A 22,915-nucleotide genomic window follows, 5' to 3' on the forward strand; every position below is an offset into this window, starting at 1 on the left:
ATAAAATATCGCCAGCCATAGCATGGCTGACGATACAAAAATTTATTATTTTTTATTGTCCTCTTGACGGGGAGCATACCACGGCTTTGCCGGGGGCTGTTTTTTTCTTTTATCTGCCGCTCATCTGCTGTTCCTGCTTCATGATCATCTTTTTAACCATCTCGCCGCCGATGGATCCGGCCTGGGCGCTTGTCAGGTCGCCGTTATAGCCCTCTTTTAAGGGGACACCCAGCTCGCTGGCTACTTCTTCTTTGAAGCGGCTCATGGCTGCTTTGGCTTCGGGGACCGCCATCTGGTTCTGGTTGGAACCGGAATTCTGCTGTGTCATGATTATCACCTCCATGATGATAGTGTGACACGGCGGGACGGCGGATATTCTGGAAGTTTTTTCATAAGACGGACGGTTCCGGCAGACGGCTGTGCCGGAACCTGTTCTTCATCTTACACTTCGTACACGATACTCTTCGCGATCTCGTCCGCCTTCTCCTGCCCGTAGAGCTGGGCGATCAGGCTCAGGGCGAAGGGGATGGCGGTGCCGACGCCGCGGCTGGTGGTGATGGTGCCGTCGGTGACTACCGGGGTGGTCTCACAGATGGCTCCGGTTAGGCCGTCCTCGCAGCCGGGGTAGCAGGTGGCATGCTTGCCGTCCAGGAGACCGGCATGGCCCAGAACTGTGGGCGCGGCGCAGATGGCAGCCAGTTTTCTGCCCCTGGCGTTATGCTCTTTCAGAAGCTCCAACAGCGGATCGCAGGCTTTCAGATTCAGGGTGCCGGGCATGCCGCCGGGCAGAATCAGAAGATCTGCGTCTGCGAAATCCGTATCCACAAACAGGCGGTCTGCGGTAATGATGATGCCGTGGCTTCCGGCTACTTCCTTTTTATCGCCAATCGATACCAGGGTCACTTCCGCTCCGACCCGGCGCAGCAGATCGGCAGGCGTCAGCGCCTCCACTTCCTCGAATCCTTCTGCCAGAAATATACTTACTTTCTTCATTTTTCCGACTCCTTCCGTTTTCTGTCACAGTCTTTTGTTTTCTTCGCCTATTATAGCAAATTCCCGTTGAATTTTCCATATCTATGTGCTACTGTCCTTTTATAATATAAATAATAGGATCTTTCCTTTCACCTTTTTCATACGGGTTTGAAAGAAGGGCCTACGGAGGTTTTTTCATGGAAATCGAACGCAAATTTTTAATTCCGAAGCTGCCGGTCAACCTGGATTCTTTTCCCTGCAGATTGCTGGAGCAGGCCTATCTGTGTACGGAGCCTGTGGTGCGGGTGCGGCGCAGCGATGATTCTTTTATTCTTACTTACAAATCCAAAGGGCTTATGAGCCGTGAGGAATATAATCTCCCTCTGACGGCGGAGAGCTATGAACATCTGAAGGCCAAAGCGGACGGTAATATTATCTCCAAGAAACGGTATCTGATTCCACTCCCCGAGGGCCTCACCATTGAGCTGGATGTATTTGCCGCTCCTTTCGAAGGCCTGTGGCTTGCTGAGGTGGAGTTTCCATCTGAGGAACAGGCCAACGCGTTTACGCCGCCGGAGTGGTTCGGGGAGGAGGTTACCTGGTCGTCGGAGTATCATAACAGCACACTCAGTCAGAAAAAGCTCTGATTTGACTCCTCTGAGGGCGTCAGGAAGCTGCGATGTTTGTCATCGTTTGATGGCTGTTTTTTCGGGCTTGTGCTGCATTTTGTGACATTGTGCATATGAAAATCCGTAAACTGGTATAATAATGCCATCTTTTCGGAAGGAGAACGCGCGATGCCTGAATCTTATCTGGCTGATAATCTTCGCAGTCTGCGCGAAGCCAGGAAATATTCGCAGAAATATATCAGTGAACAGCTTCATATTGCAAGGCAGACCTACACCGTCTACGAGAGCGGAAACCGCGTCCCGGATATCAATCTGATCTGCAAGCTCGCTGATATCTATGATGTTTCACTGGATCAGCTGGTGCTGACGAACCTGTCAGCCCACTCGGATCTCATTGCCGACGGAGCGGATCCCCGGCACTATGCGGCTGTTCCCAATAAGAGCCTGATTCCCTTAAGCGGTGCCAACGCCAAGGCCATCACGGATTTTTTGAACTTCCCCGACTACAAACAGCTGGAGGTACGGGAATATATCCGTTTTCAGAAATATCTGTTGTCGAAGGAGCAGAAATGAGTTTGCGATCGCATTTTGCGACTTCACGATCTCCGCTTTCTGCTATCTCTATGCACTCAAAAAACGCCGCTTGCGTGGATGATGGAGATCATCTGCACAGGCAGCGTTTTTCTTTTCGCATCTGTTTTTCTACAGGTTATATACAACCTTTCCCTCGCAAATCGTGTAATGCACCCGTCCGGTCAGTGTCCATCCTTTAAAGGGAGAATTGACTGCCTTGGAACGGAAGCTTTCGACCTTCCATTCCTCGTCCGCGTCGAAGATGACCAGATCTGCGGGAGCGCCTTCGGTGATGCCTGCATAGGGCAGGTGATAGAGGGCGGCCGGATTCTGGCTCATTTTGCGCATCAGCTCCAGGAGCGTCAGGTGACCCGGTTTGACAAGTTCTGTGATGCCAAGGGCCAGGGAGGTCTCCAGGCCGATGATGCCGCTGGGGGCTTCGGTCAGGGGCTTACTCTTCTCATCGATGCTGTGGGGCGCATGATCTGTGGCAATCATGTCGATGGTGCCGTCTTTCAGTCCTTCGATGACGGCCTGCCGGTCTCTTTCCGTCCGGAGGGGCGGATTCATTTTCGCCAGGGTACCATAGGTCAGAACAGCCTCATCCGTCAGGGTGAAATGATGGGGAGCTGCCTCGGCGGTCACATGGGAACCTCGTTTCTTGGACGCCCGCACTGCTTCCACGGCTCCCGCCGTGCTGATGTGCTGGATGTTCACGCTTGCACCCGTCTCCTCGGCCAGACGGCAGTCCCGCTCCACCATGGTGATCTCGGCCTCCGCCGGGGAGCCGCCGATGCCCAGCTTCTCAGATACCGGGCCGCGGTTGATGCCGTTGTTGGCGATAAGCTTCGGATCCTCTTCATGAAGGCTTACGGGAACCTGCAGCTCTTCCGCCTTACTGAGCGCCGCTTTCAGAACTTCTTCGTCCAGGATCGGAATCCCGTCGTCAGTAAAGCCTGCCGCTCCTGCCACACGGAGTCCGTCCATATCCACCAGCTCTTTTCCCTGCATGCCTTTGGTAACGCAGGCGCAGGAAAGTACATGAATGCCGGTCTCTTTTCCTTTGTCCAGCACGTAGGTCAGTGTCTCAGCGTTATCGATAACCGGTTTGGTATTGGCCATGCAGACGACCGTAGTGAAACCGCCTGCCGCCGCTGCCTGCGCGCCGGTCAGAATGTCTTCTTTATAAGTAAGTCCCGGATCGCGGAAATGGACGTGCACATCCACCAGTCCCGGCGCAATCACCAGTCCTGCCGCTTCCAGAATCTCTTCGCAGCTTTCCAGATTAAGCTTTTCTCCCACAGCTTTGATTGTCCCATTTTCCAGGATCAGATCTCCGGTAAATTCTCTGCCGCTTACCGGATCGATGATTCTGCCTCCGCGAATTCCTGTCATATTACTGCTCCTTTTTCTGTGTCAGAGTCTTGTTTGCGTACTCTACGAAGCTGTTCGCCGCTTCCTTGACGCTGTACTCTCCGTCCAGGATCTCGGTCTCCATCTGATACCAGTAGACACGCATTTCCTCAAAGCCGTTTACCTTCTGATAATAGGGGCCGCTGTACGGCATCAGTGCTTCATAGAGACTGGCCTCCTCATTTCCGCCATACACGTCTCCCATGGAGCTCCGCACCGGAAATGCGCCGCTTCGCACCACATTCTCCTGTGCCACGCTCTCGTCGTTGCAGAGGAAGTCAATGAGATAGCGGGAGGCCTGCTCCTTCTGCTCGTCCTCGGTCTTGAATATACAGAAGCCGTTCAGCATGTATTCCAGAGAGGGGGTTCCGTCCTCAGCGGGGTACGGCATCACGACTACGTCCACGCCGTTTTCCTGAAGTGCCTCCGCATTGCTGATGGCCTGGGGCAGGCTCCACAGCAGGCAGTAGGAATTGTTACCCGCCACGAAGGAGGACACTGCGTCCGCTCCTGAAGAGTCGGTTCCGTTCAGGAGCAGCCCGCCGTCCATCCAGCTCTTAATTTTTGACAGAGCCTTCTGACCGGCCTCACTGTTCACAGTGTAAGAAGTCATATCTTCGTTCATCAGGCTTCCGTCGTAAAGATTCGTGATAAAGGAACGAGTCGCGTAGTCTCCGGCGATTCCGGAGCAGTAGAGCATTCCCGCGTTGAAGCCCGCGTCATGAAGCTTCGTAATCACCTGTTCAAACGCTTCCGTGGTCCAGGTGCGGGCCCCTTCCTGATTCAGCAGTTCCATGGCTCCGCTTTCCTCCAGCATGGAGCGGTTGAAAGCCATAACGTAATTGGATCCGCTTAAGGGGTACATTACATAGGCGTCTCCGGACTGGCAGGCGCTTATAATTCCCGGGCTGACCATATCCGCAATCACATCCTCGGTAAACAGGTCGCTCAAATCGGAGAGCAGTCCCTCCTTCGCGTAAGTGCTGATACGTCCCGGCTCATCCAGCAGCACATTGGGCAGCTCGCCGCCCTCGGCCTTAATCTGCTCCTCCAGCTGCTTCGGGCCATCGGTGTAGTCCAGATATTTCACTTCTACTGTGATATTGGGGTATTTTTCGTTAAATTTCTGAATCAGGGACTGCTCGTAGCTGCCATCTCCCTGTTCCTCGTCCTCCACGAAAATCGGGTAAGTCCACCAGGAAATTCGGGCTTCCAGATCGGAGACAACCTCTGTGCTCTTCTCCGGCTCCGCCGTCTCCTCCGTGTCTTCTATCACATCTTCAATATCTATATCCGCGCCCTGGGAGCTGTTTTTGCTCTGGCATCCTGCCGCTGTGGCCAGCAGGATGCCTGTCGTCATGAGGGCTGTCATTTTTTTCCAGTTTATCATGCATTAAAACCTCCTAATCTTATACACTATATCACAGATACCATGTGGGAACAAGAGGAAATACCTGTGAATCCGGGGTAATCCGGGATCGAAAAACGGCACAGCATCGAAAAGCTGCGCCGTTCTCTATGCGGATAACAGGACTTGAACCTGCACGGGGTTACCACCAGAACCTAAATCTGGCGCGTCTGCCAATTCCGCCATATCCGCGAATGTCGTCCACTTCCGTGGACTTGTTTAAACAAAAAGACCGAAAACCCTGTATTCACAAAATCTTCGATCCTCTCATGAAGCATCCGGGATTCGAACCCGGGACAACTTGATTAAAAGTCAAGTGCTCTACCGACTGAGCTAATGCTCCTTATTCATAATAGCTGCGGAAGGTCGTCATCCGCCCAACTGGGCTAACTGGATTCGAACCAGCGAATGCAGGAGTCAAAGTCCTGTGCCTTACCGCTTGGCGATAGCCCAAAATTTTGCTCTCGCAAAAGGGTGGATAAAGGGATTCGAACCCTTGGCCTCCAGAGCCACAATCTGGCGCGCTAACCAGCTGCGCTATACCCACCATATTACTGCCAAGTAACGGCATATGCAAATCAGACGATCTGCAAATGTGCTCGAAGGGATTCGAACCCCCGACCCACGGCTTAGAAGGCCGTTGCTCTATCCAACTGAGCTACGAACACAAACCCTTCGAAGAAGTGTTATCTGTGAGTCAAGTACTCACAGTACACACTGAACACTAAGCTCATTTGCTCGCTGCGCTCCCAATTCGCTAAGTGTTCAGGTGGACGTTCGTACTAGGCTCGAAAATACCTCGCCAAGTACTCACAGTCAGCGGGTGATGGGAATCGAACCCACGTATCCAGCTTGGAAGGCTGGTGTTCTACCATTGAACTACACCCGCATAGGTATCATCGGGGTGACAGGATTCGAACCTGCGACCTCCTGGTCCCAAACCAGGCGCTCTAGCCAAGCTGAGCCACACCCCGAAGCTGTTCACCACCGCGTCACCCGTGACGCAAAATATATTCTACTGGATAAAAGTAAAATTGTCAACAACTTTTTTCAAATTATTTTCAAGATTTTTTCAGATATATTTTATGGTGTAGTGAGCGTCCCCTTTTTCGTCCAGCTCCATGACCATATAGCTGGGCTTCCTGCCCTCCTGACGGGGATAGGACATGCTGCCCGGATTCAGCACGGTCACTTCCTTATCCTGTTCCAGATAAGGGCGATGGGTATGGCCGAACATGGCGATGTCGAAGCTGCGGGCTTTCGCCTCTTCCTTCAGCATCTCGGTTCCCATGGAAATATAATAATAATGTCCGTGAGTCAGGAGCACCCGGTATTTTCCAATCTCGAACTCCTTCTCCCGTGGAAGATCGCAGAAGAAATCATTGTTGCCCGCCACCATATGAACCGGACAGCCGGCCATCTGCCGGATTTTCTCCTCGCCGCCCTCCACGTCGCCACAGTGGATCAGCATGTCGATGGGTTGCTCCCGGCGGATCGCTTCCTTCAGATTTCCTTCTTTTCCGTGTGTATCGCTGACAATCAGTACTTTCATGCGTTTACCTCTTTTAATACTTCTTTCATGGCTCTCAGTGCCTTGCCCCGGTGACTGACCTCATTTTTCTGCTCCATGGTCAGCTCCGCGGTGGAGCAGTGGAATTCCGGCACAAAGAAAATCGGGTCGTAGCCGAAGCCGCCTTCGCCCCGGGATTCATAACCGATGATACCCTCGATGGTACCCTTTGTGGTGAACTCCCGTCCGTCCGGCAGCACCGCCGCAATCACGCACACGAAACGGGCCGTGCGCTTATCTTCGGGCACGCCTGCCAGCAGATCGAGAATCTTCTGATTTTTGATGGTATAGGGGGTGTCCTCCCCCATATAGCGGGCGGAATAGACGCCCGGCTCCCCGTTCAGATAATCAATCTCCAGGCCGGAATCATCCGCCAGCACCAGGGCATCCGTCTGGGCCGCCACAGCCCGGGCCTTAATCAGGGCGTTAGCCTCAAAGGTGGTGCCGTTTTCTTCTGCGTCGCTCACGATACCGGCCTCCCTCTGGGACAGGATCGTGAGACCGGGCCGTCCCAGAATCTCGCGGATCTCTTTCATCTTTCCTTCATTTCCCGTAGCAAATATTAATTTTTCCATATATTCTCCTCTTTTGCTCAGTCCCTGCCCGAAGCATATACCTTCAGGCACAGGTTACTCTGCTGCTCCGTCTCCACACGCTCCCAGTGATACCCGTCGGCGCTGATGTAGCCCTCGCCGTCGCTTAAGTCCACGGCCTCCTTCAGTTCATCGGAGGAATATTCCACAGCAATGGGGTACTGGCTGCCCGGCGTGGTAATCTGCACAATCACCGCGAACCGATCTCCCGCCTGTACAGCCACTGTTTCGTTCAAATCTATGGTGTAATAACCTGCATATTGCAGATAACCTGACTGGAGAATCTGCGCCTCTCCCAGGGACTCTTCCCCGGTAAACTCGGGCTGAATGCTGATCCGGTACTCAGTATCCGGTCCCGTAGCGTAGAAGCCCACGGCCTTCAAATCCTGATTTCCGGCGGCCTCGTATACATTGGCAAAGCTGGCCTTTTCTGTATTGTAGCCAATCTGTCCGCACCAGCCGCACAGATCCGACTGATAAAGGGTGTCGTAATTGTCCGGGCCGTCCACCCGGATGTAAGCCACATTGTCATTTCCGATATTCGTGTCATAATAGGACACGTAAAATATGCCGTCCTCCCCGAAGCTTTCTCCCCAGCTGTTCTGACAGATGAATGCGCCGTCTCCGGCCACCGCCCGGGTGAAATTCTCCGCCGGATAATCATCGTCCCAGCCTATGATGACCACATCGTGATTGGCCGCCTCTTCCCCGGTGTAGCCGTAGCTGCTGTACTCCCGGCTGTAGTAGGCCGAATCCTGGGTCGGATCGTCAAAATCCATATACAGGGAGCTCTCTACGCCGCCGTACAGGTACACGGTCTGCTTGATGGCCTCGTAGTCTTTCGCCGCAGGCATCCGCACCTCCTGCACATGGCAGACTGCCGTCAGATCATCGGGGGACCGGCCGTCTCCGTAGGGATCGTCCTGCTCCAGCACCGGTCCTGCCCAGGAAGTCAGATAAGCCACCGACATGATGTAGGAGCCGCCCTCCTCGGTACCCATTTTAAAATGATTGTGATAGTTCAGATGGTCTCTGGAGAAATCCAGAAGCTCCTCCGGCATCAGGGCTGTCTCCAGCGCGGTCAGGCTGGCGAAGGCCCAGCAGGTGCCGTGCTGTCCCTGATCCCGGACCGGGACCTCACGTTTCTCCTCCCGGTAATCATAGCGCGCAGGCAGCTCCGCTTCTTCCTTTTCCTGATGAATCACCAGGCTCTCGGCAGTCTTTCCTGCCTTTTTTTCCAGCATGGATTCCACCAGGGCCGCGCCGTCCGAAGGCGCTTCGGTGGGTTCTGTCTCCATGTCGAGCACAACCATGGCGCAGCATATCACAAATGCCAGCGCTATCAGTCTTCTGATTGCTTTTTTCATACATCCTGCCGCGGTCTCCGGGGCGGCTTGGGTCCCGGAAACTGATAGAAATAGGTTTTTAACATGCCATTATAGATCTTGCGGTTCTTCGCCGCCTTACAGCCCAGATACCGCTCTGCGTCCTCGTAACTGGTGATCAGGTACATGGACCAGTCATCCAGACGGTTATAGGCCTCGCCAATCTCCCGGTACAGAGCCGGCAGGGCTTCTTTTTCTTCCAGGCGCTCGCCGTAGGGCGGATTTGTGATGACAAAGCCGTATTTTTTCGGATGGCGGAGCTCAGAGACCGGCCGCGCCTGAAAATGAATCAGGTGATCGACGCCCGCTTCTCTTGCATTTTCCCGGGCCGCCTTTACCATGTCCGGGTCGATATCGTAGCCCTGGATGTCGGTTTCGATGTCGTCCTGGATGAGGTCGTTCGCTTCTTCCACCGCGTTATACCAGAGCTTCCTCGGGATCATGTTTTTCCAGTCCTCAGCCACGAATTCCCGGTTCATGCCCGGGGCGATGTTGGCCGCCATCATGGCCGCCTCGATGGGAAATGTGCCGCAGCCGCAGAACGGATCTACAAGAATGCGGTCGCCTTTCCAGGGTGTCAGCATAATCAGGGCTGCCGCCAGGGTCTCGGTGATGGGCGCTTTGCTGGTTAGTCTTCTATAACCGCGCTTATGTAAGGAGACGCCGGAGGTATCCAGGCCTACCACGGCCTCATCCTTTAAAAAGGTGATGCGGATGGGGTAGGAGGCTCCGTCCTCGCTGAACCATTCCATCTTGTATCTGGTCTTCAGGCGCTCCACCATGGCTTTTTTGACGATGGACTGGATGTCTGACGGGCTGAACAGCTTGCTTTTTACGGACGTGGCTTTTGTGACCCAGAATTTGCCGTCCGCCGGGATGTAGTTTTCCCAGGGAATGGCTTTGATGCCCTCGAAGAGCTCGTCGAAGGTCTCTGCCTTGAAGCGTCCCACCTGAAGCATGACGCGCTCCGCGGTCCGAAGGAAGATGTTGGCGCGGCACAGGGCGTCCATGTCGCCGATGAAGGTGACGCGGCCGTCCTCGACCAGGCTTACGTCATACCCCAGGTCCTGTATTTCCCGTTTCAATACCGCCTCCAGGCCGAAGTGGCAGGGGGCAAGGAATTCATATGTTTCCATTTATCTTTATTTCTCCATTTTCTTACTTTTTTGCATTTAGTTTGACGGCAGACGCTTCTGATTGTTTGCTCCTGCGCCTGCCGTCATCCACTTATAGTTTATCTTAATATGCCCTTTCCCCGCTGTCAATGATTTTTCTGCGCCATGCCGGGGCTGAATCTCTAATAATGTTCCAGGTTCCGGCCTTTGTAGGACTGGATGCCGCCCACCAGGGTCCAGACCCGGTAGCCTGCTTCGGCCAGCTCCCGGGCAGCTTTCATACTGGTGCTGCCGCGCTCGCAGTAGAGGATCAGGGTTTTGTGGCGGAGCAGGCGGACGCGCTCCTGCAGATCCTCATAGGGGATGCAGACGGCGCCTTTGATGTGCTGGCGGCGGAAGTCCCGCGGCGTGCGGATATCTATGAGGATATAGTCGGGTTTAAATAAGTAACTGTCTATTTCCCTGGGGGAGATGGTGCCAAAATTCATGGGATCACCTTTTGGATAGAAGGGTATACTTTATAGATATGCGGAAGGCAAAGGGATTGTGAAGAATGGACGAAACTCCCGGGGGAAAATTTTCTTCCCCGGGAGTTTCTGACTTTGGCTCCGCATAAAATCGCCCGGCTCTGCGGATCAGAGCCGGGCGATTCAGATGACACGTTAATTTATGGACAGATAGGTCAGGCAGGCAGCTACGTCTGCAAATGTACGGGATATCGGGATTTCCTGCCGGATAGCCGGGTTGGCAGCCTGCAGCGTGCAGCCCTGATAGCGGCGGAGCATTCCCAGATCGTTATGGGCGTCGCCAATGGCGGCAATTTGACCCTGGAAGCTGATGGCTTTGGCCAGGATAGCGATGCCTTCGGCTTTGCCCAGACCCCGGCTTACGATGTCGGCGTTGTTTTCGTTGACAAAAGCCTCTGCGCCTGGGTAGCGGGCGTTGATGGCCTCGGCTGCTTTGCAAGTTTCCTCATTATTAGAAAAACGCACATGGACTTGCAGGACTTCCCGACAGGCTTTCCGGAAGTCTTCCTGTGTGATGGTCTCGTGGATACCGTTGTACATGATGAGATCTTCCTCCGGGTCGGTTCCTGTGATGACCTGTTTTCGGAAGCTTTTGCAGGTGACGTCTACCGGCATTCCATATTGTTCCAGCAGATAATCGGTTATCTGCAGTACCTCGACCGTATCCATTATTTTCTCATACAGGAGTCGGCCGTCCCAGCTTACGATACGCGCGCCATTATTGCAGATCAAATAGTCAGCCTCGGCTTCCCATTCTTCCAGTTTTTCCCTGAGAATGCTTTCTTCCCGTCCTGTAGCTATGACGAACAGGTTGCCCTGCTGCCGCCAGTTTTCCACTGCACGGGTGTTGGCCTCTGTAATTTCGCAGTTTACATAGAAGGTCCGATCGAAGTCGGACGCCAGCATTTTACCTGATTTTGACAATGCCGTTTTCTCCATTCTGAACTGCGCCTGTTTTCTGCAGCTCTACTTTTTCTCCGCTTGTGAAGATGACCGGAGAGACTACGGATTTTCCCTGCGCTTTCAAATACTCTACGTCTACTTTTACCAGCAGGTCACCCTGTTTTACGGTATCTCCCTGCTTTACTTTTACGTCAAAGCCCTGTCCGTTCAGCGCTACGGTGTCCATGCCGATGTGTATCAGGATTTCTTTTCCGTCATCGGTGTTGATGCCATATGCATGTCCGGTAGGAAATGCGGTGGCAATGGTTCCGCTCACAGGCGCGGTTACCTCGGCTCCGGTCAGTTCGATCGCAAAGCCGTCTCCCATGATTTTTCCGGCGAATACCGGATCCGGACACTGCTCGATGGGGAGCAGAGTTCCGGTCATCGGTGATACAAATTCTTCTTTTTTCTTACGGCTGAATAATCCCATTTTTCTGGTTCTCCTTTGCCTTTTGGGCGCGTTCTTTTGCTTCTTTTGCCATACGGCGGGCCAGAAAGGCAGACAGTCCCGTGTAGTTCTCAGGTTTTATCATTTCTTCCAGTTCCTGATCGGTGAAGTTGTCGGATAATACCGGATCTTCTTTCAGTACGGTCAGGTAATCTTTGCCGTCCAGCTCTGCCAGCATCGCTTTATCATATAATAACTCATGGGCGCGATCCTTGCCAAGCTTTTCCGCTATTTTCATCATGACGCATTCACTGTTGTCGAGACCCTTATTTAACAGGGCGTTCTGATACATGCGCTCTTTATTCACATGCAGGGTGGCGGTCAGCTCCTCCGCGCGCATCAGGACTTCTGTCGTCAGTTCCAATGCTTCCTCCAGCATACCGTCATACAGCATGTAGGCGCTGGAATCTCCCTCAAACATCCGGACGCCGGTAAAAAGTCCGGTGGATACCAGGGAATAGAGCTTCTGTGAGTTGGCTATGATGCCCTTCGCCAGCTTCGGATTGATTTTCTGGGGCATGGTGGAGCTTCCCACTGTACCCTTCTGAAAAGCCTCGCTGACCTCCCCGAATTCTTCCAGTCCCGTGTAGTAAACTTCCTCCGCTATTTTGTGAAGGGCGTTACATAAAAGCGCCAGGTTCATGATGTATTCTTCTTTGTGACTGAAGATATTGCGGGAGGGAACCGGCATACTGTACATACCCAGCTTCTTGGCAAAGCGCTGCTGCACCCGCCAGCCGGTCTCGCCGGTGGCGTTGAAGGCGCCTACCGCGCCTCCTGCCATGGCCTGGAATACCCGTTTTTCACATTCCTGCAGGCGCTCCTGTGCGTTCAGGAGCTCGCTGATCCAGACAGATACTTTATAACCGTAGGTAATCGGAATGGCATGACGACCATGGGTACGCCCCGGCATCACCGTCTCCGCATGAGCCTCAGCCAGATCGCCCAGGTGTTCCAGGATATCCGCCACATAGGACTGGAATATCCGATGGATTTTATAGGTGACATAGAGCTGCCCGGTCTGCTGGATATTCTGGGTGGTCACGCCGTAATGGACGTATTTTCCACCCTCCTCGCTGCAGGCCTTTACCAGCACCTTTACAAATGGTACAAAGCCATGGCCTACCTTTGCCTGAATGCGATCCATTTCTTCCAGATCGATTCGCTCCAGTTTCGCATTTTCTATGATATTGTCTGCTGCGCTGCGAGGAATAAAGCCTTCCTCTGCCTGCGCGTCAGCCAGCGCAGCCTCCGCAAGGAGCCAGGATTCTATCTTTGCTTCCTTTGTAAGTAGCTTCTTGATTCCTCTGTCATTTCCTTTGCTCTTTGAATCATATAATGCTCTCATTTTTTCTTATCCCTTCAGCAATTTATCAACGGCATTTCTTACAAATTCCACATGCGGTCCGAATACCACGTGAATATGATTCTTGGACGGGAAAAAGATACCTGCGCAGCCGGAATCACGAAGACCTGTCTGATTGACCTGCTCCGGATCCTTCAAATCGATACGAAGTCGGGATACACAGTTTTCCACATGTACAATATTCTCCGGGCCGCCCAGATTCTCGACTACGATGCGGGCGATTTCCGGCCAGTTCTTATCCTTCAGCAGTGTGCTTGCGGACTCCTCAATCTCAAAGGATTCCCGTCCCGGCGTCTCCAGGTTCCATTTTCTGATGAAGAATTTAAATACGAAATAAAATACTACAAAGTTTACAATACCAAGCAGAATCAGGTTCAGCCAGTGAGTATTCTCATACATCAGACCGAAGATTCCAAAATCGAAGATTGTTCCGCGGATGTATCCGATGCTGATATGCAGGAACTGATAAGGAATGGTCATCAGACCGCACAGTACGCAGTATACCGCGAAAAGCTGCGGAGAAATGAACAGGAATGAGAACTCCAGCGGCTCTGTAATATTTCCAAGGAAAGCAGTCAGTACACAGGTCATGATGACGCCCTTGCACATCTTGCGGTTCTTCAGGTATGAAGTATGGTACATCGCCAGACCAATGGCCGGGATACGGAACAGTGTAGTCAGCATCTGAGAACCTCCCAGGTAGCTGGTCAGCTTCGGCATCAGTTCTGCCCAGTAGGGACTGTCCGGACCCAGATTAAATAAAATCTCATTGACTGCCGGAAGGATACCTACATACTCTGTACCATTGATAAGATAAGTTCCGCCTGCCTCTGTAAAGCGGACAACCGCTGCCAGTACATGGTGCAGTCCGAAGGGAATCAGCGCCCTGTGCAGCATATAGTAAATACCGCTTCCGATGTAGTTGGTGGTAAAGATAAAGGAAATGCTGATCAGGAAGCTGATTAACAGGTTCCATATAATCGGCAGCACCAGGCCAATCGGGATCATACATACAAACGTAATAATCGGAATGGATTTCTTTCCTCCAAAGAACGCGAAGGCCAGCGGCAACTCCAGATTGTAAAACTTATCTGCTACCTTGGCAGCCACCAGACCGGAAATCAATCCGCTCAGAGCCTCAGTCTTCAGTGTCTGTACGCCCAGCACCATACCCTGGCCTACCTGCGCCATGGTGTCGGCGTCTGCCAGCGTACCCGTATTTTTCAGGAATACATTCATGACCGTATTCAGCGTCAGATATCCGACGACAGATGCGAATACAGCGATTCCCTTTTCTTTCTTTGCCATTCCCTGCGCTACGCCCATGGCAAACAGAATCGGAATATTGTTGAAAATAATACTGGTAATATCCTTCGCTCCACTGATAATCAGTTTCAATACGGCTGCGTCCAGAATCGGAAATTTCTCAATCATGTAGCTCTGCCCCAAAGCGCTGCAGATACCCATAACCATACCAATCGGTGCTAAAAGTGCAATCGGAAGCAGCAGTGAACGTCCAAAGGTCTGGATTCCGTCTTTAAAGCTTCCCGCTTTTTTCTTGCTCATCATAACCCTCCTGAATTCTTAACAATTACTCATCCTCTTATTTTTCTGCATCCTTTGGCCAAAGATTAATTATACTATAGCCCTTGTGCGTTTTCTCTTCAAGGTCACCTTTCGACCTGAAAAAATTACAAAATATGACCCTTAAACCGAAAGATCTGCTATAATACGGCTATACGGGGGAAATGAACTATGAGTATTCATTCTTACGATTTACAGACCTGCGCTTTTATCCAGGAAAAGCAGACGCTGTCTCTGGAAAAATGCAGCCGGCTTTCAGGCAAAAGTATTGCGTCCGTGAAGCGGAGCATCGCTGCGGTCAATGAATATCTGGCGCCTGCACAACAGATTCTCATCAGCAACAATCAGGCTGTTTTTCAGATGACCTATCCGGAATATCTGGCATTTATTCAATCTCTGACCCTGGAGGATTATGTGCCCTCCCAGAATGAGCGTCTGGATATTATGGTTATCTATGCCTTTTTTAATCCGGCTTTAAATATGTCTCATTTATATGAGACGCTTCATTTCAGCCCTTCGACTAAGAAAAAAGATAGCCGCGCCCTGTCGGAATGGTTGAAAACGCAGAATCTCGGCACGGAAGTGGTTCCGAAAACCGGCGTTCGGATTGTGGGAGATGAACTGACCTTTCGTATCTGCGTCACCAGTATTCTGTCCCGCTATCTGGAGGTTGGACAGGATTTTCAACTCACCCGGCGTCTGGCCAATCATCCGCTGCAGACCATGATTGCTGAATATTTTCTGATTCAGGCTGACGCAGAGATCCAGACGGTACGAACTCAGTTAATGCAGCTTATTGAAACCTGCCATTTTCGAATTTCCTATGCGTCTGTGAAGTTCCTGTATATTTATCTGTCCTGCGCGTATTTCCGTCAGCATTTCGGGCATCCGCTGGAGACTTCCCGGGAGCTGCCCGTTCCAGTACAGGATTATCATCTTATGAAGCGCACTGCGGAAAATACCTTTGTCAATCATCTGATTTCCTCCCTGGATTTCAGCACACGGGTCATGCCTCCGGTAAATGAGCACCTTTTTGCCATCACCAGGGAACTGGTACGGAAAGTCCAGAATAATATCATTACCCGGATTTGTGACGACCGTTTTATTTATGAAGAGGTATATGCGTATCTCCATAAATCGCTGATACGAAATACCTATCATTTTTCTTTTTATGATAATAAGCTGGAGGAAACAAAAGAGCAGTATCACCGGCTCTATGATATTCTAAGCAGCGCTATCTCTGACTATGAGGAAACTTATCAGACCCGGCTGAGTCATTTTCAGATTGCTTCTCTGACCCTGATTTTCCGGAAGTTTACCAATCGCAACAAGCTGGCCGGACGCAATCGGAAGAAGCTGGTGATCGTGACCAATTCTTCGATTGAAAAGATTGATTTTTTCATGGAACGGATGAAGTTCCGGGTAGATGTGGAGCTTCTGGATGTGATCAATATCAATGAGTTGTATCTGCTGGAAAAGCTGGATTATGATTTTTTGATTGTATTTTCGAATCGTATCTCTACGATGCTGGATTCGCTGGGCTATTCCTGTGTGAAACTGCATTTTTATCTGACGGAGGCGGATTTTGAATTGTTGAATCATCTGGGATTTTCTACCTCCAGACGGAAGCTGAAGATCGGGGCGTTTCTTGCGGAGATCCGGGGAATGGATGAGAGGAAAGCTACGGATTATCTGTTGGAGAGGTATTCGGATTTCTTTTTAGAGTAGGGATAAGACGGACGAAACTCCCGGGGAAAAATTTTCTTCCCCGGGAGTTTCTGACTTTGGCTCCGCATAAAATCGCCCGGATCTGCGGAGCAGAGCCGGGCGATTCGATTGTTTCGTAGTCGGACTTAGTAGTTGCAGTCCTCGGACCCGCTCTTTGCGTTCTTGCTGCTCTTGGCGGAGCTTTTGGACTTTGCGCTGTTTTTACTGGTGGTGCTTTTTGCGGAGCTCTTGGCATTGTTCATGTCGGTATAGCTTTTGCTCTCGCTGTTGTTCATATTGTCGGTGTAGTTTGCCATGGTTTCTGCCTCCTTGTGAAATGTGTTTCGTTTACACTTCTAGTATGGCAGAAGGGGCGTAAATTATTTTTCCAGTTTCTGGTTTTTTACCAGCCACCGAAAATCATCATGATCAGCCGCACCAGAAGCAGCACAATCGCTATCGGAATCAAAACCGGCAGCACCAGGGACAGGATGCCTCCCACAATGGCACCAATCAGAACGAGAATCAGAATGATAACCACCGCCACCAGCAGCTTGCCGTACCAGGTATTGAAATTAAACCGCTTATACTTGATGTCAATGCCGCCGTCATCGTTAAACTCTGCATGGAAGCCCTTCTTAGCTTCCGGCTCTTCCTCATAGTACGTATAGGTCGGGTCGCTTCCGTAGCCGTCGTTTCCCTGGGTATCGATGATGGTTCTGGCGATCAGCCTCGGATCCCCAAGCTCCTCCAGAACCTCCTTTTCGCTCTTCCCTGAAGCGATTTCCTGGGATATATAATTCTGGTAATAACGCACATTATCCTCTACCACGGCCGGCGATACTTCGCCGGTCAGCGCCGCGCGCAGTGTGCTCACAAATTCATTTCTGTCCATCTGTTACCTCTGCCCTTTCTCTGGTCTACGGTATCTGTTCAGTGCCCTTATCATATCCCATTCCTGTATTTTCTGTCAACTTATTCTTCAGATTCCTCTGCTTCCTGCTGCTTCGCTTCCTTTTTCGCGTTTCTCTTTTTCCGCAGCCGCTTCACCGCGAGCAGGACAATCAGCAGAAGGACTGCCAGAACGCCCAGCAGGATGTACAGCAGCACACCGCCCGGCTCCTCGGTCACGCAGAAGGTGATTTCAGCGCTGTCTGCGTCGAATACCAGATAACTGCCGTCCTTCTGACAGGATATCTTTTTCCAGGTTCCGTCCTCATTCAGGCGGTACAGTCCCGGCTTGCCTGCCATCTCCGGCGCGATGAAACGCAGCTTGTAGGAGACGTCATCAGTCAGAACCGGATCACGTAACGTGGAAGTCCACTGCTCCAGCACGATGCCCCTGGTAGGTACATTACTTACATCTTCCTCAGCTTCCACCAGCACCAGCTTGGCGTCCAGACTGAAGGTTCCCTCTGCCAGTAAGGTAGAGTGTGCCAGGTCACGCATCTGATCACTGGCTACCGCTGTGGATTCGGTGGTGTACAGGACGTTCAGGTCTTTGGAGAAGGTCATATCGGACAGATCGGCCTCTTCCCATTTTCCATTGTAGCCGTCCTTTTTCGGGATCTCCGGGTACTCCACGTCGGACAGATCCGCGCCGTACTCGAAGGGTACCGTTTTCAGGACTTCGTCGTCCGCCACGAACCGCAGCTCGAAGCTCTTGAAATCGGTGGGAATCTCAGCCTTCGCCGCCAGCTCCGCGAATTCCATGGGCTCCGCTTTGCCGCCGTAGCTGATGTCGTCTACAGCCCCGTAGGCGTCGCCTACGAAGTAGTTGCCGGACAGCTCGCCGTCCTCATCCACATCGCCCGCGATGGTTCCGATGTACTCATCTGCCTTTGTTACCTCAATGAGGCTGTAGCAGTCCCGGATATCGTTACCCCAGCCTGCGATACCGCCCACATAGTCGCCGCCCTCCAGGGTGCATTTTGCATAAGAACGGCGGATGACGGAGTCGGAATAGCCCGCGATACCGCCCACATAGTTTCCGTTGGTGCTTAAGACACTGCCGTAGCCCTCGCTGTCTGTCAACAGTCCCAGAGCCATATTGCCGACGATGCTGCCAGCGCTGTCCTTTTTGGATGTAATCTCTCCCTTATTGACGCAGCTCTGGATGATGGCCTTGGTCTCCAGTGTGAAATTCAGGCTGTTATTGCCCAGCTTCGTGATATCATCCTCCGGGTCTGTATCATACTCGATGGCCATGGAACCGGCGATACCGCCCACGTTCACATCGCCCTCGATCTCACCGAAGTTCCGGCAGCCGTAAGCCTTGCCGCGGGTGGTCTTCTCTATCTCTTCGTCGGACACATCCACGATTTTATCTTCGATAGAATCACTGGTATCGGTCACGTCAGTCACCAGATCCACCATGGTATTCATCACTTTATTGAACTGGGCGTTGATGCCCTGAAAATCGTCGATCATGTCCCCGGTCATATCGGAAATCTGATCTCCAAGTTTTTCCAGCTGTTCTGAGATACCGCCCACGGCCGCATAGAGGCGGTCGCCTTCGGCGCGGTAATCGTCGCCGAATTTTTCAAAAGACAGATCGATGCCGGAGATATCTGCCCCCATCTTGTCCAGGGCTGACTTCATGGCGGTGAGCGCATCCTCAATCTCGGAGGTCATGGTTCCCAACCCCTCCAGCGCCTTCTTGGCCGCATCCTGAATATCCGGATCCTGCAACAGATCGTTCAGCTTTTTCTGTGCGTCATTCAGAGCCTTCACAGCGTCGCTCAGATCGCCGGACGCCTCCGTCAGGGCGCTGATCAGCTTTGCCAAATCCGAAGTCTGCTGATAATCATTCAGAGCGTCTGCCGCTTTTCTGGACGCGCTGGCCAGTTTCTCAGACGCCGTATTCATGGAGTCTTGGATGCTCTTAACCTCATTCTGATGCTCCGGCCCGTTGATGGTATCCAGAATTCCGTTGATTTTCTTTATCTCCTCATTGAAGCTTCCGGACACATTGGAAATCTGAGACAGAGCGTTCTTCGCGTCCTGCACGCCCGCCTTGATAGCCGCCTCGGACTTGTTTACCTTCTCCAGGTTCGTATCCGCCCACTCGGTGGTCTTTTTGGTCAGGGACTGGGCGCTGTCTTTGGCGTCGCCCGTATAATCGGAGATCTTATCCATCCGATCGGAGATGCCGGAACGGGAATCGTCCATATGGTTCAGGGCGTCATCCACCAGATCGCCCAGTTTATTGATTTCACCGCGCAGCTCCTCAATCTTATCCGCATCGAAACGCAGCGTCAAATCCGGAGCCATCTGTCCGGTGATACCGCCCACATCCTTGCGGCCCTGGATATAGCCGTAATTCTGATTTCCACTTAAATAGCCCGCAGAACGGCCTGCCACACCGCCCACATTGTAGCCGATGTGGGGATAGCCGACTTTTCCTTCATTGGTGCAGTTCTGCACGGTTCCGGAGGAATAGCCGCAGATACCGCCGGTATCCGTGGTCGTATTCAGAATTTCTGTCTTCTCTTCGCTGCTGGCGATCTGATTCAGATTCGTATCCACATTCAGATCTGAAAGCGTCGTTCCTTCTTCCTGCTCGCCGGTATTTACTTCCGCCTCGTTGGAACAGTTGATGATCTGCCCCAGGTTCCGGCCCACGACGCCGCCGGTGCTGTGGGTTCCGGAGATGCTTCCGCTGACGGAGGAGCTGTAGATGGATCCGGTCTCCTCATTGATACCCACGATACCGCCCACATTGGTCTGGGCGTCGATGGTTCCCGCGAAGGTACAGGACAGAATCTGGCCTCTGTTACTGCCTGCCACGCCGCCGATATTTTTTTTGCTGCCGGTGGGCGTCAGGGTTCCTTCTATATGTAAATCTTTTACTGTCGCGCTTTCCTGCACATATCGGAAAAATCCCTGGTTAGCTCCGTCCCCGTCGAAGGTCAGGCCGGAAATCGTGTGTCCGCCTCCGTCAAAGGTTCCGCCAAAGGTGGGGAGCGACGTGAAATCCGAACCCGTCAGATCCAGATCCGCCGTCAGGGTCACCGTCTTTCCCTGGGACCAGGTATCCAGCTTGCAGTTTTTCGCCAGCTCTTCCAGTTCCTCTACGCTTGCAACCGTAATATTTTCACCGTCCGCGTATACCACCGGCACGCCGTGAGAAAAGGTCAGGGACAGTGTCATCACAGCCGCCAGAAGTCCGCCCGCCGCATGTCTCATTTTACCAGTCATCTTCTTCGTCCTCCTCTTGATCCAGCTTCTTTATCTGCTTCACATCCACCACTGCATTGATGTCTCCGTCTACCACGCCGTGAATCTCCGCATCAACCTGTCCGGAGATATAACCGCGCACACGGCCGTCCACATGGACCTTGCCGCTGACACTGTGGGTCCGCTCCGGGTACTTGATATTGAAGCTGGTGCGTTCCAGAATCTTATCGCCCAGAATCAGGATGGCCGGCAGGATGGCCATAACGAGAATCATGGAAATGATAGTACCACGGCCCAGGCACACGCCGATGCCATAGATGGCCGGGTTCGTCGTAATCAGCGCAATCAATACGCCCGCAGTCGCCAGGATGGCTCCGGAGGTGATAATAGTCGGAAACGCCTGATTCAGAGTTGTGATAATGGCCTCTTTTATCGACATTTCCTTCTTCAGCTCCGTATAACGGTTCGCGATAACAATCGCGTAGTCGATGTTCGCACCCATCTGAATGGAGCTTACTACCAGGTATCCTAAGAAGAACAGCGGCGTACCGGTCAGATAAGGCACTGAGAAGTTGATCCAGATACTTCCCTGGATGACGATAATCAGCAGAATCGGCATACCCACTGACTTAAAAGTAAATAACAGTACGATAATGACGAACAGTGCCGACAGGATACTGATCATCAGGTTATCCTGACTGAAGCTGCTGGACAGATCGTAGTCGCTGGTGGAGTTACCGACCAGATAGATCTCCGCGTCCTCGCCGTAATGCTTCTGCGCCACCTTTCGGATGGTGCTTAAGAACTCAAAGGTCTCATTATTTTCCTCCGGCAAGTTCAGGCTAATCAGCATTCTGGTGTATTTGTCGCTCTGGAGCTGATCCTGACCCTTAATCAGCTGATCATGGAGATCGTCCAGCTTATCTACCTGATCCTGATCTAAGTTTACATAATCCAGATGATCGTAGGCAAACAGGAACATGTCGAGCAGCGGAACGCCATAGCCGTCCAGGTTGTTGATGATATGGCCGTATTCCTCATTGTCTACCGCATAGGCCGAATAGATAATCCGCGCCTGTTCGATGTCCATATCCGCCAGCTCAGCGAACTGCCGGGGCGTCAGGGAATCTGTCAGCATATAGGAATCTGATTTCTCAGAGCTGCCGTTGTCGTCATCGTCGTCATCCATAGATACTTCGATATTGGACAGGCCTGTGGTGTAGTCTACCTCGTCATAAGTCTCCAGCTCCTCCAGCACCGCCTTTTCCTTATCATAATAGCCGGACGGTACGATCAGCGCCATGATATTCGTATCGCCGAAGTTCTCCTTGATCTTCGTCTCCTCGATATGCGCCTCGCTCTGATTAATGGTATCAATGTTGTTCTGGCTGAATACGTATGGGCATTTATTGGAAAAATAGCAGCCAAATACGATAGCCACCACGAAAATCGGCATCAGCAGCGGATAGATTTTTGTAATAATTTTGCCCCAGCCATAGATATCCGGGATAAACTTCCGGTGATGGGTGCGGTCAATCCATTTGCTGAAGAGCATCAGAAGACCGGGCATCAGGGTAAATACCACGATCATACTGAAGATAACCGCCTTAATCAGCACGCGGCCCAGGTCGAAGCCGATCTGGAAATGCATGAACATCATGGCTAAAAGACCTGACATGGTGGTCAGGGAACTGGATGAAATCTCAATGATCGCCTTACTCAGAGCCGTAATGCAGGCCTCTCTGGGCTCCAGGTTCTCCCGCTCCTCGCTGAAACGGTGACACATGATAATCGCGTAGTCGATAGACAAGCCTAACTGCAGGATCGAACACACCGAATTGCTGACGAAGGAAATCTCACCGAACACGAAGTTCGTTCCCTGGTTCAGCAGGATGGCCGCGCCGAAGGTCATCAAAAGGACCGGGATCTCCGCGTAGGTCTGGGAGGTAATCAGCAATACGATAATAATGATTACGATAACGATGGCCATGATCACGTTGATCTCCTGGGCCAGGGTCACGGACATATCATTGCCCACCTCGCCGGCCACAGACACATCGTAATCTGACAGCAGGGTCTTGATGTCATTCAGAGCCTGCAGACTCACATCACTCTCCGCCTCATCGGTGTAGGTGATGGAATACAGGGCGTTGGTTCCCTTGAAATGGTCCTCGGTGTCGTCAAATTCCACCTGATCCACGCCCTTGACGGCCTCGATCTGATCTACCAGGGCCTCCGCCTGGGGATATGTAATATTGGAAATCATGATACGCGAGGTTCCATAGGTAATGAAATTCTTATCCATGATATCCAGGCCCTGCCGGGTCTCGGTAGTCTCCGGCAGATAATCGGTCAGCTCATTGTCAACCTTTACCCAGGATTTCGCGAAAACACTGAAGATAAGCGCCACAATGTAAATCAGGAAAAACAGGTTGCGCTTATCCACGATGAAGGTCGCGATCTTCACCATGGGATTTTTTTTCTGTTTCTTTTCTTCCATA

20 protein-coding genes and 7 tRNA genes are annotated in these 22,915 nt (G+C 52.0%); 3 read left to right on the forward strand and 24 right to left on the reverse strand.

Annotation, left to right across the window (positions count from 1 at the left end; all coding sequences use genetic code 11):
- Positions 1 to 109: 109 nt before the first annotated feature.
- On the reverse strand, positions 110 to 328 hold the full coding sequence (locus tag OCV63_RS01275; RefSeq protein WP_262670580.1) for an alpha/beta-type small acid-soluble spore protein: 219 nt from the start codon (positions 326 to 328) through the stop codon (positions 110 to 112).
- Positions 329 to 441: 113 nt separating this feature from the next.
- Positions 442 to 993 (reverse strand): DJ-1 family glyoxalase III, encoded by a 552-nt coding sequence (locus OCV63_RS01280; protein ID WP_158361576.1) that lies wholly within the window; start codon positions 991 to 993, stop codon positions 442 to 444.
- A 176-nt stretch (positions 994 to 1,169) separates the two neighbouring features.
- Between OCV63_RS01280 and OCV63_RS01285 the strand changes: the two genes are divergently transcribed.
- Complete coding sequence (locus tag OCV63_RS01285; RefSeq protein ID WP_158361579.1) at positions 1,170 to 1,619, forward strand: CYTH domain-containing protein; 450 nt, start codon at positions 1,170 to 1,172, stop codon at positions 1,617 to 1,619.
- A 150-nt stretch (positions 1,620 to 1,769) separates the two neighbouring features.
- The gene (locus OCV63_RS01290) at positions 1,770 to 2,174 is read left to right on the forward strand and encodes a helix-turn-helix domain-containing protein (RefSeq protein ID WP_158361582.1); all 405 of its coding nucleotides are present in this window, start codon (positions 1,770 to 1,772) and stop codon (positions 2,172 to 2,174) included.
- Between the two features lie 129 nt (positions 2,175 to 2,303).
- On the opposite strand, the gene OCV63_RS01295 is transcribed toward OCV63_RS01290, so the two are convergent.
- The 18 genes from OCV63_RS01295 to OCV63_RS01380 form a co-directional block, all read right to left on the reverse strand.
- A complete protein-coding gene (locus OCV63_RS01295; RefSeq protein WP_158361585.1) occupies positions 2,304 to 3,569 on the reverse strand; it encodes a dihydroorotase in 1,266 nt (421 codons plus the stop codon).
- A 1-nt stretch (position 3,570) separates the two neighbouring features.
- Positions 3,571 to 4,977 carry an ABC transporter substrate-binding protein gene (locus tag OCV63_RS01300; RefSeq protein WP_158361589.1) on the reverse strand — a complete coding sequence of 469 codons (1,407 nt, stop codon included), beginning with the start codon at positions 4,975 to 4,977 and terminating at the stop codon, positions 3,571 to 3,573.
- A 129-nt stretch (positions 4,978 to 5,106) separates the two neighbouring features.
- Positions 5,107 to 5,187, reverse strand: a tRNA-Leu gene (locus OCV63_RS01305).
- Between the two features lie 78 nt (positions 5,188 to 5,265).
- Positions 5,266 to 5,338 (reverse strand) — tRNA-Lys (locus OCV63_RS01310).
- Between the two features lie 38 nt (positions 5,339 to 5,376).
- Positions 5,377 to 5,448, reverse strand: a tRNA-Gln gene (locus OCV63_RS01315).
- Positions 5,449 to 5,468: 20 nt separating this feature from the next.
- Positions 5,469 to 5,542, reverse strand: a tRNA-His gene (locus OCV63_RS01320).
- Positions 5,543 to 5,589: 47 nt separating this feature from the next.
- Positions 5,590 to 5,663, reverse strand: a tRNA-Arg gene (locus tag OCV63_RS01325).
- A 150-nt stretch (positions 5,664 to 5,813) separates the two neighbouring features.
- Positions 5,814 to 5,884: transfer RNA gene (locus tag OCV63_RS01330), tRNA-Gly, on the reverse strand.
- 10 nt (positions 5,885 to 5,894) lie between these two features.
- Positions 5,895 to 5,969 (reverse strand) — tRNA-Pro (locus OCV63_RS01335).
- A 98-nt stretch (positions 5,970 to 6,067) separates the two neighbouring features.
- Positions 6,068 to 6,547: a metallophosphoesterase family protein gene (locus tag OCV63_RS01340; protein WP_158361591.1), complete on the reverse strand. Its 480-nt coding sequence runs from the start codon at positions 6,545 to 6,547 to the stop codon at positions 6,068 to 6,070.
- The gene (locus OCV63_RS01345) at positions 6,544 to 7,140 is read right to left on the reverse strand and encodes an XTP/dITP diphosphatase (protein ID WP_158361594.1); all 597 of its coding nucleotides are present in this window, start codon (positions 7,138 to 7,140) and stop codon (positions 6,544 to 6,546) included. The genes OCV63_RS01340 and OCV63_RS01345 overlap by 4 nt, the downstream gene beginning before the upstream one ends.
- Positions 7,141 to 7,157: 17 nt before the next feature.
- Positions 7,158 to 8,525 carry a lectin like domain-containing protein gene (locus OCV63_RS01350; protein WP_158361597.1) on the reverse strand — a complete coding sequence of 456 codons (1,368 nt, stop codon included), beginning with the start codon at positions 8,523 to 8,525 and terminating at the stop codon, positions 7,158 to 7,160.
- Positions 8,522 to 9,679 (reverse strand): THUMP domain-containing class I SAM-dependent RNA methyltransferase, encoded by a 1,158-nt coding sequence (locus tag OCV63_RS01355; protein ID WP_158361599.1) that lies wholly within the window; start codon positions 9,677 to 9,679, stop codon positions 8,522 to 8,524. Before OCV63_RS01355 ends, OCV63_RS01350 begins: the two co-directional genes overlap by 4 nt.
- Positions 9,680 to 9,840: 161 nt before the next feature.
- Positions 9,841 to 10,146 (reverse strand): rhodanese-like domain-containing protein, encoded by a 306-nt coding sequence (locus OCV63_RS01360; RefSeq protein ID WP_158361601.1) that lies wholly within the window; start codon positions 10,144 to 10,146, stop codon positions 9,841 to 9,843.
- Between the two features lie 174 nt (positions 10,147 to 10,320).
- Positions 10,321 to 11,109, reverse strand: coding sequence for an HAD family hydrolase (locus OCV63_RS01365; protein ID WP_262670581.1), 789 nt, complete (start codon positions 11,107 to 11,109; stop codon positions 10,321 to 10,323).
- Positions 11,093 to 11,560: a PTS sugar transporter subunit IIA gene (locus OCV63_RS01370; protein ID WP_158361605.1), complete on the reverse strand. Its 468-nt coding sequence runs from the start codon at positions 11,558 to 11,560 to the stop codon at positions 11,093 to 11,095. Before OCV63_RS01370 ends, OCV63_RS01365 begins: the two co-directional genes overlap by 17 nt.
- Complete coding sequence (locus OCV63_RS01375; protein WP_158361606.1) at positions 11,541 to 12,926, reverse strand: class-II fumarase/aspartase family protein; 1,386 nt, start codon at positions 12,924 to 12,926, stop codon at positions 11,541 to 11,543. Before OCV63_RS01375 ends, OCV63_RS01370 begins: the two co-directional genes overlap by 20 nt.
- Before the next feature lie 6 nt (positions 12,927 to 12,932).
- Positions 12,933 to 14,510, reverse strand: a complete 1,578-nt coding sequence (locus tag OCV63_RS01380) for a PTS transporter subunit EIIC (RefSeq protein WP_158361608.1) — start codon at positions 14,508 to 14,510, stop codon at positions 12,933 to 12,935.
- 189 nt (positions 14,511 to 14,699) lie between these two features.
- Here OCV63_RS01380 and OCV63_RS01385 point away from each other — a divergent pair, with 189 nt between their 5' ends.
- Positions 14,700 to 16,256 carry a helix-turn-helix domain-containing protein gene (locus tag OCV63_RS01385; protein WP_158361610.1) on the forward strand — a complete coding sequence of 519 codons (1,557 nt, stop codon included), beginning with the start codon at positions 14,700 to 14,702 and terminating at the stop codon, positions 16,254 to 16,256.
- A gap of 125 nt (positions 16,257 to 16,381) precedes the next feature.
- On the opposite strand, the gene OCV63_RS01390 is transcribed toward OCV63_RS01385, so the two are convergent.
- The 4 genes from OCV63_RS01390 to OCV63_RS01405 form a co-directional block, all read right to left on the reverse strand.
- Positions 16,382 to 16,552, reverse strand: a complete 171-nt coding sequence (locus tag OCV63_RS01390; RefSeq protein ID WP_262670582.1) for a hypothetical protein — start codon at positions 16,550 to 16,552, stop codon at positions 16,382 to 16,384.
- Positions 16,553 to 16,638: 86 nt separating this feature from the next.
- A complete protein-coding gene (locus OCV63_RS01395) occupies positions 16,639 to 17,130 on the reverse strand; it encodes a DUF1700 domain-containing protein (RefSeq protein ID WP_158361612.1) in 492 nt (163 codons plus the stop codon).
- 80 nt (positions 17,131 to 17,210) lie between these two features.
- Positions 17,211 to 20,435 (reverse strand): coiled-coil domain-containing protein, encoded by a 3,225-nt coding sequence (locus OCV63_RS01400; RefSeq protein WP_158361614.1) that lies wholly within the window; start codon positions 20,433 to 20,435, stop codon positions 17,211 to 17,213.
- Positions 20,425 to 22,914, reverse strand: a complete 2,490-nt coding sequence (locus OCV63_RS01405; protein ID WP_158361616.1) for an efflux RND transporter permease subunit — start codon at positions 22,912 to 22,914, stop codon at positions 20,425 to 20,427. Before OCV63_RS01405 ends, OCV63_RS01400 begins: the two co-directional genes overlap by 11 nt.
- Between the last annotated feature and the right edge of the window lies 1 nt (position 22,915).

Origin of the sequence: Laedolimicola ammoniilytica, from assembly GCF_025567165.1 — a bacterium.
GTDB lineage: Bacteria > Bacillota > Clostridia > Lachnospirales > Lachnospiraceae > Laedolimicola > Laedolimicola ammoniilytica.

What these genes read in the sequence shown, in the direction of transcription:
- OCV63_RS01275 (WP_262670580.1), bottom strand. Translation starts at nt 328, where the DNA reads ATGACACAGCAGAATTCCGGTTCCAACCAGAACCAGATGGCGGTCCCC.
- OCV63_RS01280 (WP_158361576.1), bottom strand. Translation starts at nt 993, where the DNA reads ATGAAGAAAGTAAGTATATTTCTGGCAGAAGGATTCGAGGAAGTGGAG.
- OCV63_RS01285 (WP_158361579.1), top strand. Translation starts at nt 1,170, where the DNA reads ATGGAAATCGAACGCAAATTTTTAATTCCGAAGCTGCCGGTCAACCTG.
- OCV63_RS01290 (WP_158361582.1), top strand. Translation starts at nt 1,770, where the DNA reads ATGCCTGAATCTTATCTGGCTGATAATCTTCGCAGTCTGCGCGAAGCC.
- OCV63_RS01295 (WP_158361585.1), bottom strand. Translation starts at nt 3,569, where the DNA reads ATGACAGGAATTCGCGGAGGCAGAATCATCGATCCGGTAAGCGGCAGA.
- OCV63_RS01300 (WP_158361589.1), bottom strand. Translation starts at nt 4,977, where the DNA reads ATGATAAACTGGAAAAAAATGACAGCCCTCATGACGACAGGCATCCTG.
- OCV63_RS01340 (WP_158361591.1), bottom strand. Translation starts at nt 6,547, where the DNA reads ATGAAAGTACTGATTGTCAGCGATACACACGGAAAAGAAGGAAATCTG.
- OCV63_RS01345 (WP_158361594.1), bottom strand. Translation starts at nt 7,140, where the DNA reads ATGGAAAAATTAATATTTGCTACGGGAAATGAAGGAAAGATGAAAGAG.
- OCV63_RS01350 (WP_158361597.1), bottom strand. Translation starts at nt 8,525, where the DNA reads ATGAAAAAAGCAATCAGAAGACTGATAGCGCTGGCATTTGTGATATGC.
- OCV63_RS01355 (WP_158361599.1), bottom strand. Translation starts at nt 9,679, where the DNA reads ATGGAAACATATGAATTCCTTGCCCCCTGCCACTTCGGCCTGGAGGCG.
- OCV63_RS01360 (WP_158361601.1), bottom strand. Translation starts at nt 10,146, where the DNA reads ATGAATTTTGGCACCATCTCCCCCAGGGAAATAGACAGTTACTTATTT.
- OCV63_RS01370 (WP_158361605.1), bottom strand. Translation starts at nt 11,560, where the DNA reads ATGGGATTATTCAGCCGTAAGAAAAAAGAAGAATTTGTATCACCGATG.
- OCV63_RS01375 (WP_158361606.1), bottom strand. Translation starts at nt 12,926, where the DNA reads ATGAGAGCATTATATGATTCAAAGAGCAAAGGAAATGACAGAGGAATC.
- OCV63_RS01380 (WP_158361608.1), bottom strand. Translation starts at nt 14,510, where the DNA reads ATGAGCAAGAAAAAAGCGGGAAGCTTTAAAGACGGAATCCAGACCTTT.
- OCV63_RS01385 (WP_158361610.1), top strand. Translation starts at nt 14,700, where the DNA reads ATGAGTATTCATTCTTACGATTTACAGACCTGCGCTTTTATCCAGGAA.
- OCV63_RS01390 (WP_262670582.1), bottom strand. Translation starts at nt 16,552, where the DNA reads ATGGCAAACTACACCGACAATATGAACAACAGCGAGAGCAAAAGCTAT.
- OCV63_RS01395 (WP_158361612.1), bottom strand. Translation starts at nt 17,130, where the DNA reads ATGGACAGAAATGAATTTGTGAGCACACTGCGCGCGGCGCTGACCGGC.
- OCV63_RS01400 (WP_158361614.1), bottom strand. Translation starts at nt 20,435, where the DNA reads ATGACTGGTAAAATGAGACATGCGGCGGGCGGACTTCTGGCGGCTGTG.
- OCV63_RS01405 (WP_158361616.1), bottom strand. Translation starts at nt 22,914, where the DNA reads ATGGAAGAAAAGAAACAGAAAAAAAATCCCATGGTGAAGATCGCGACC.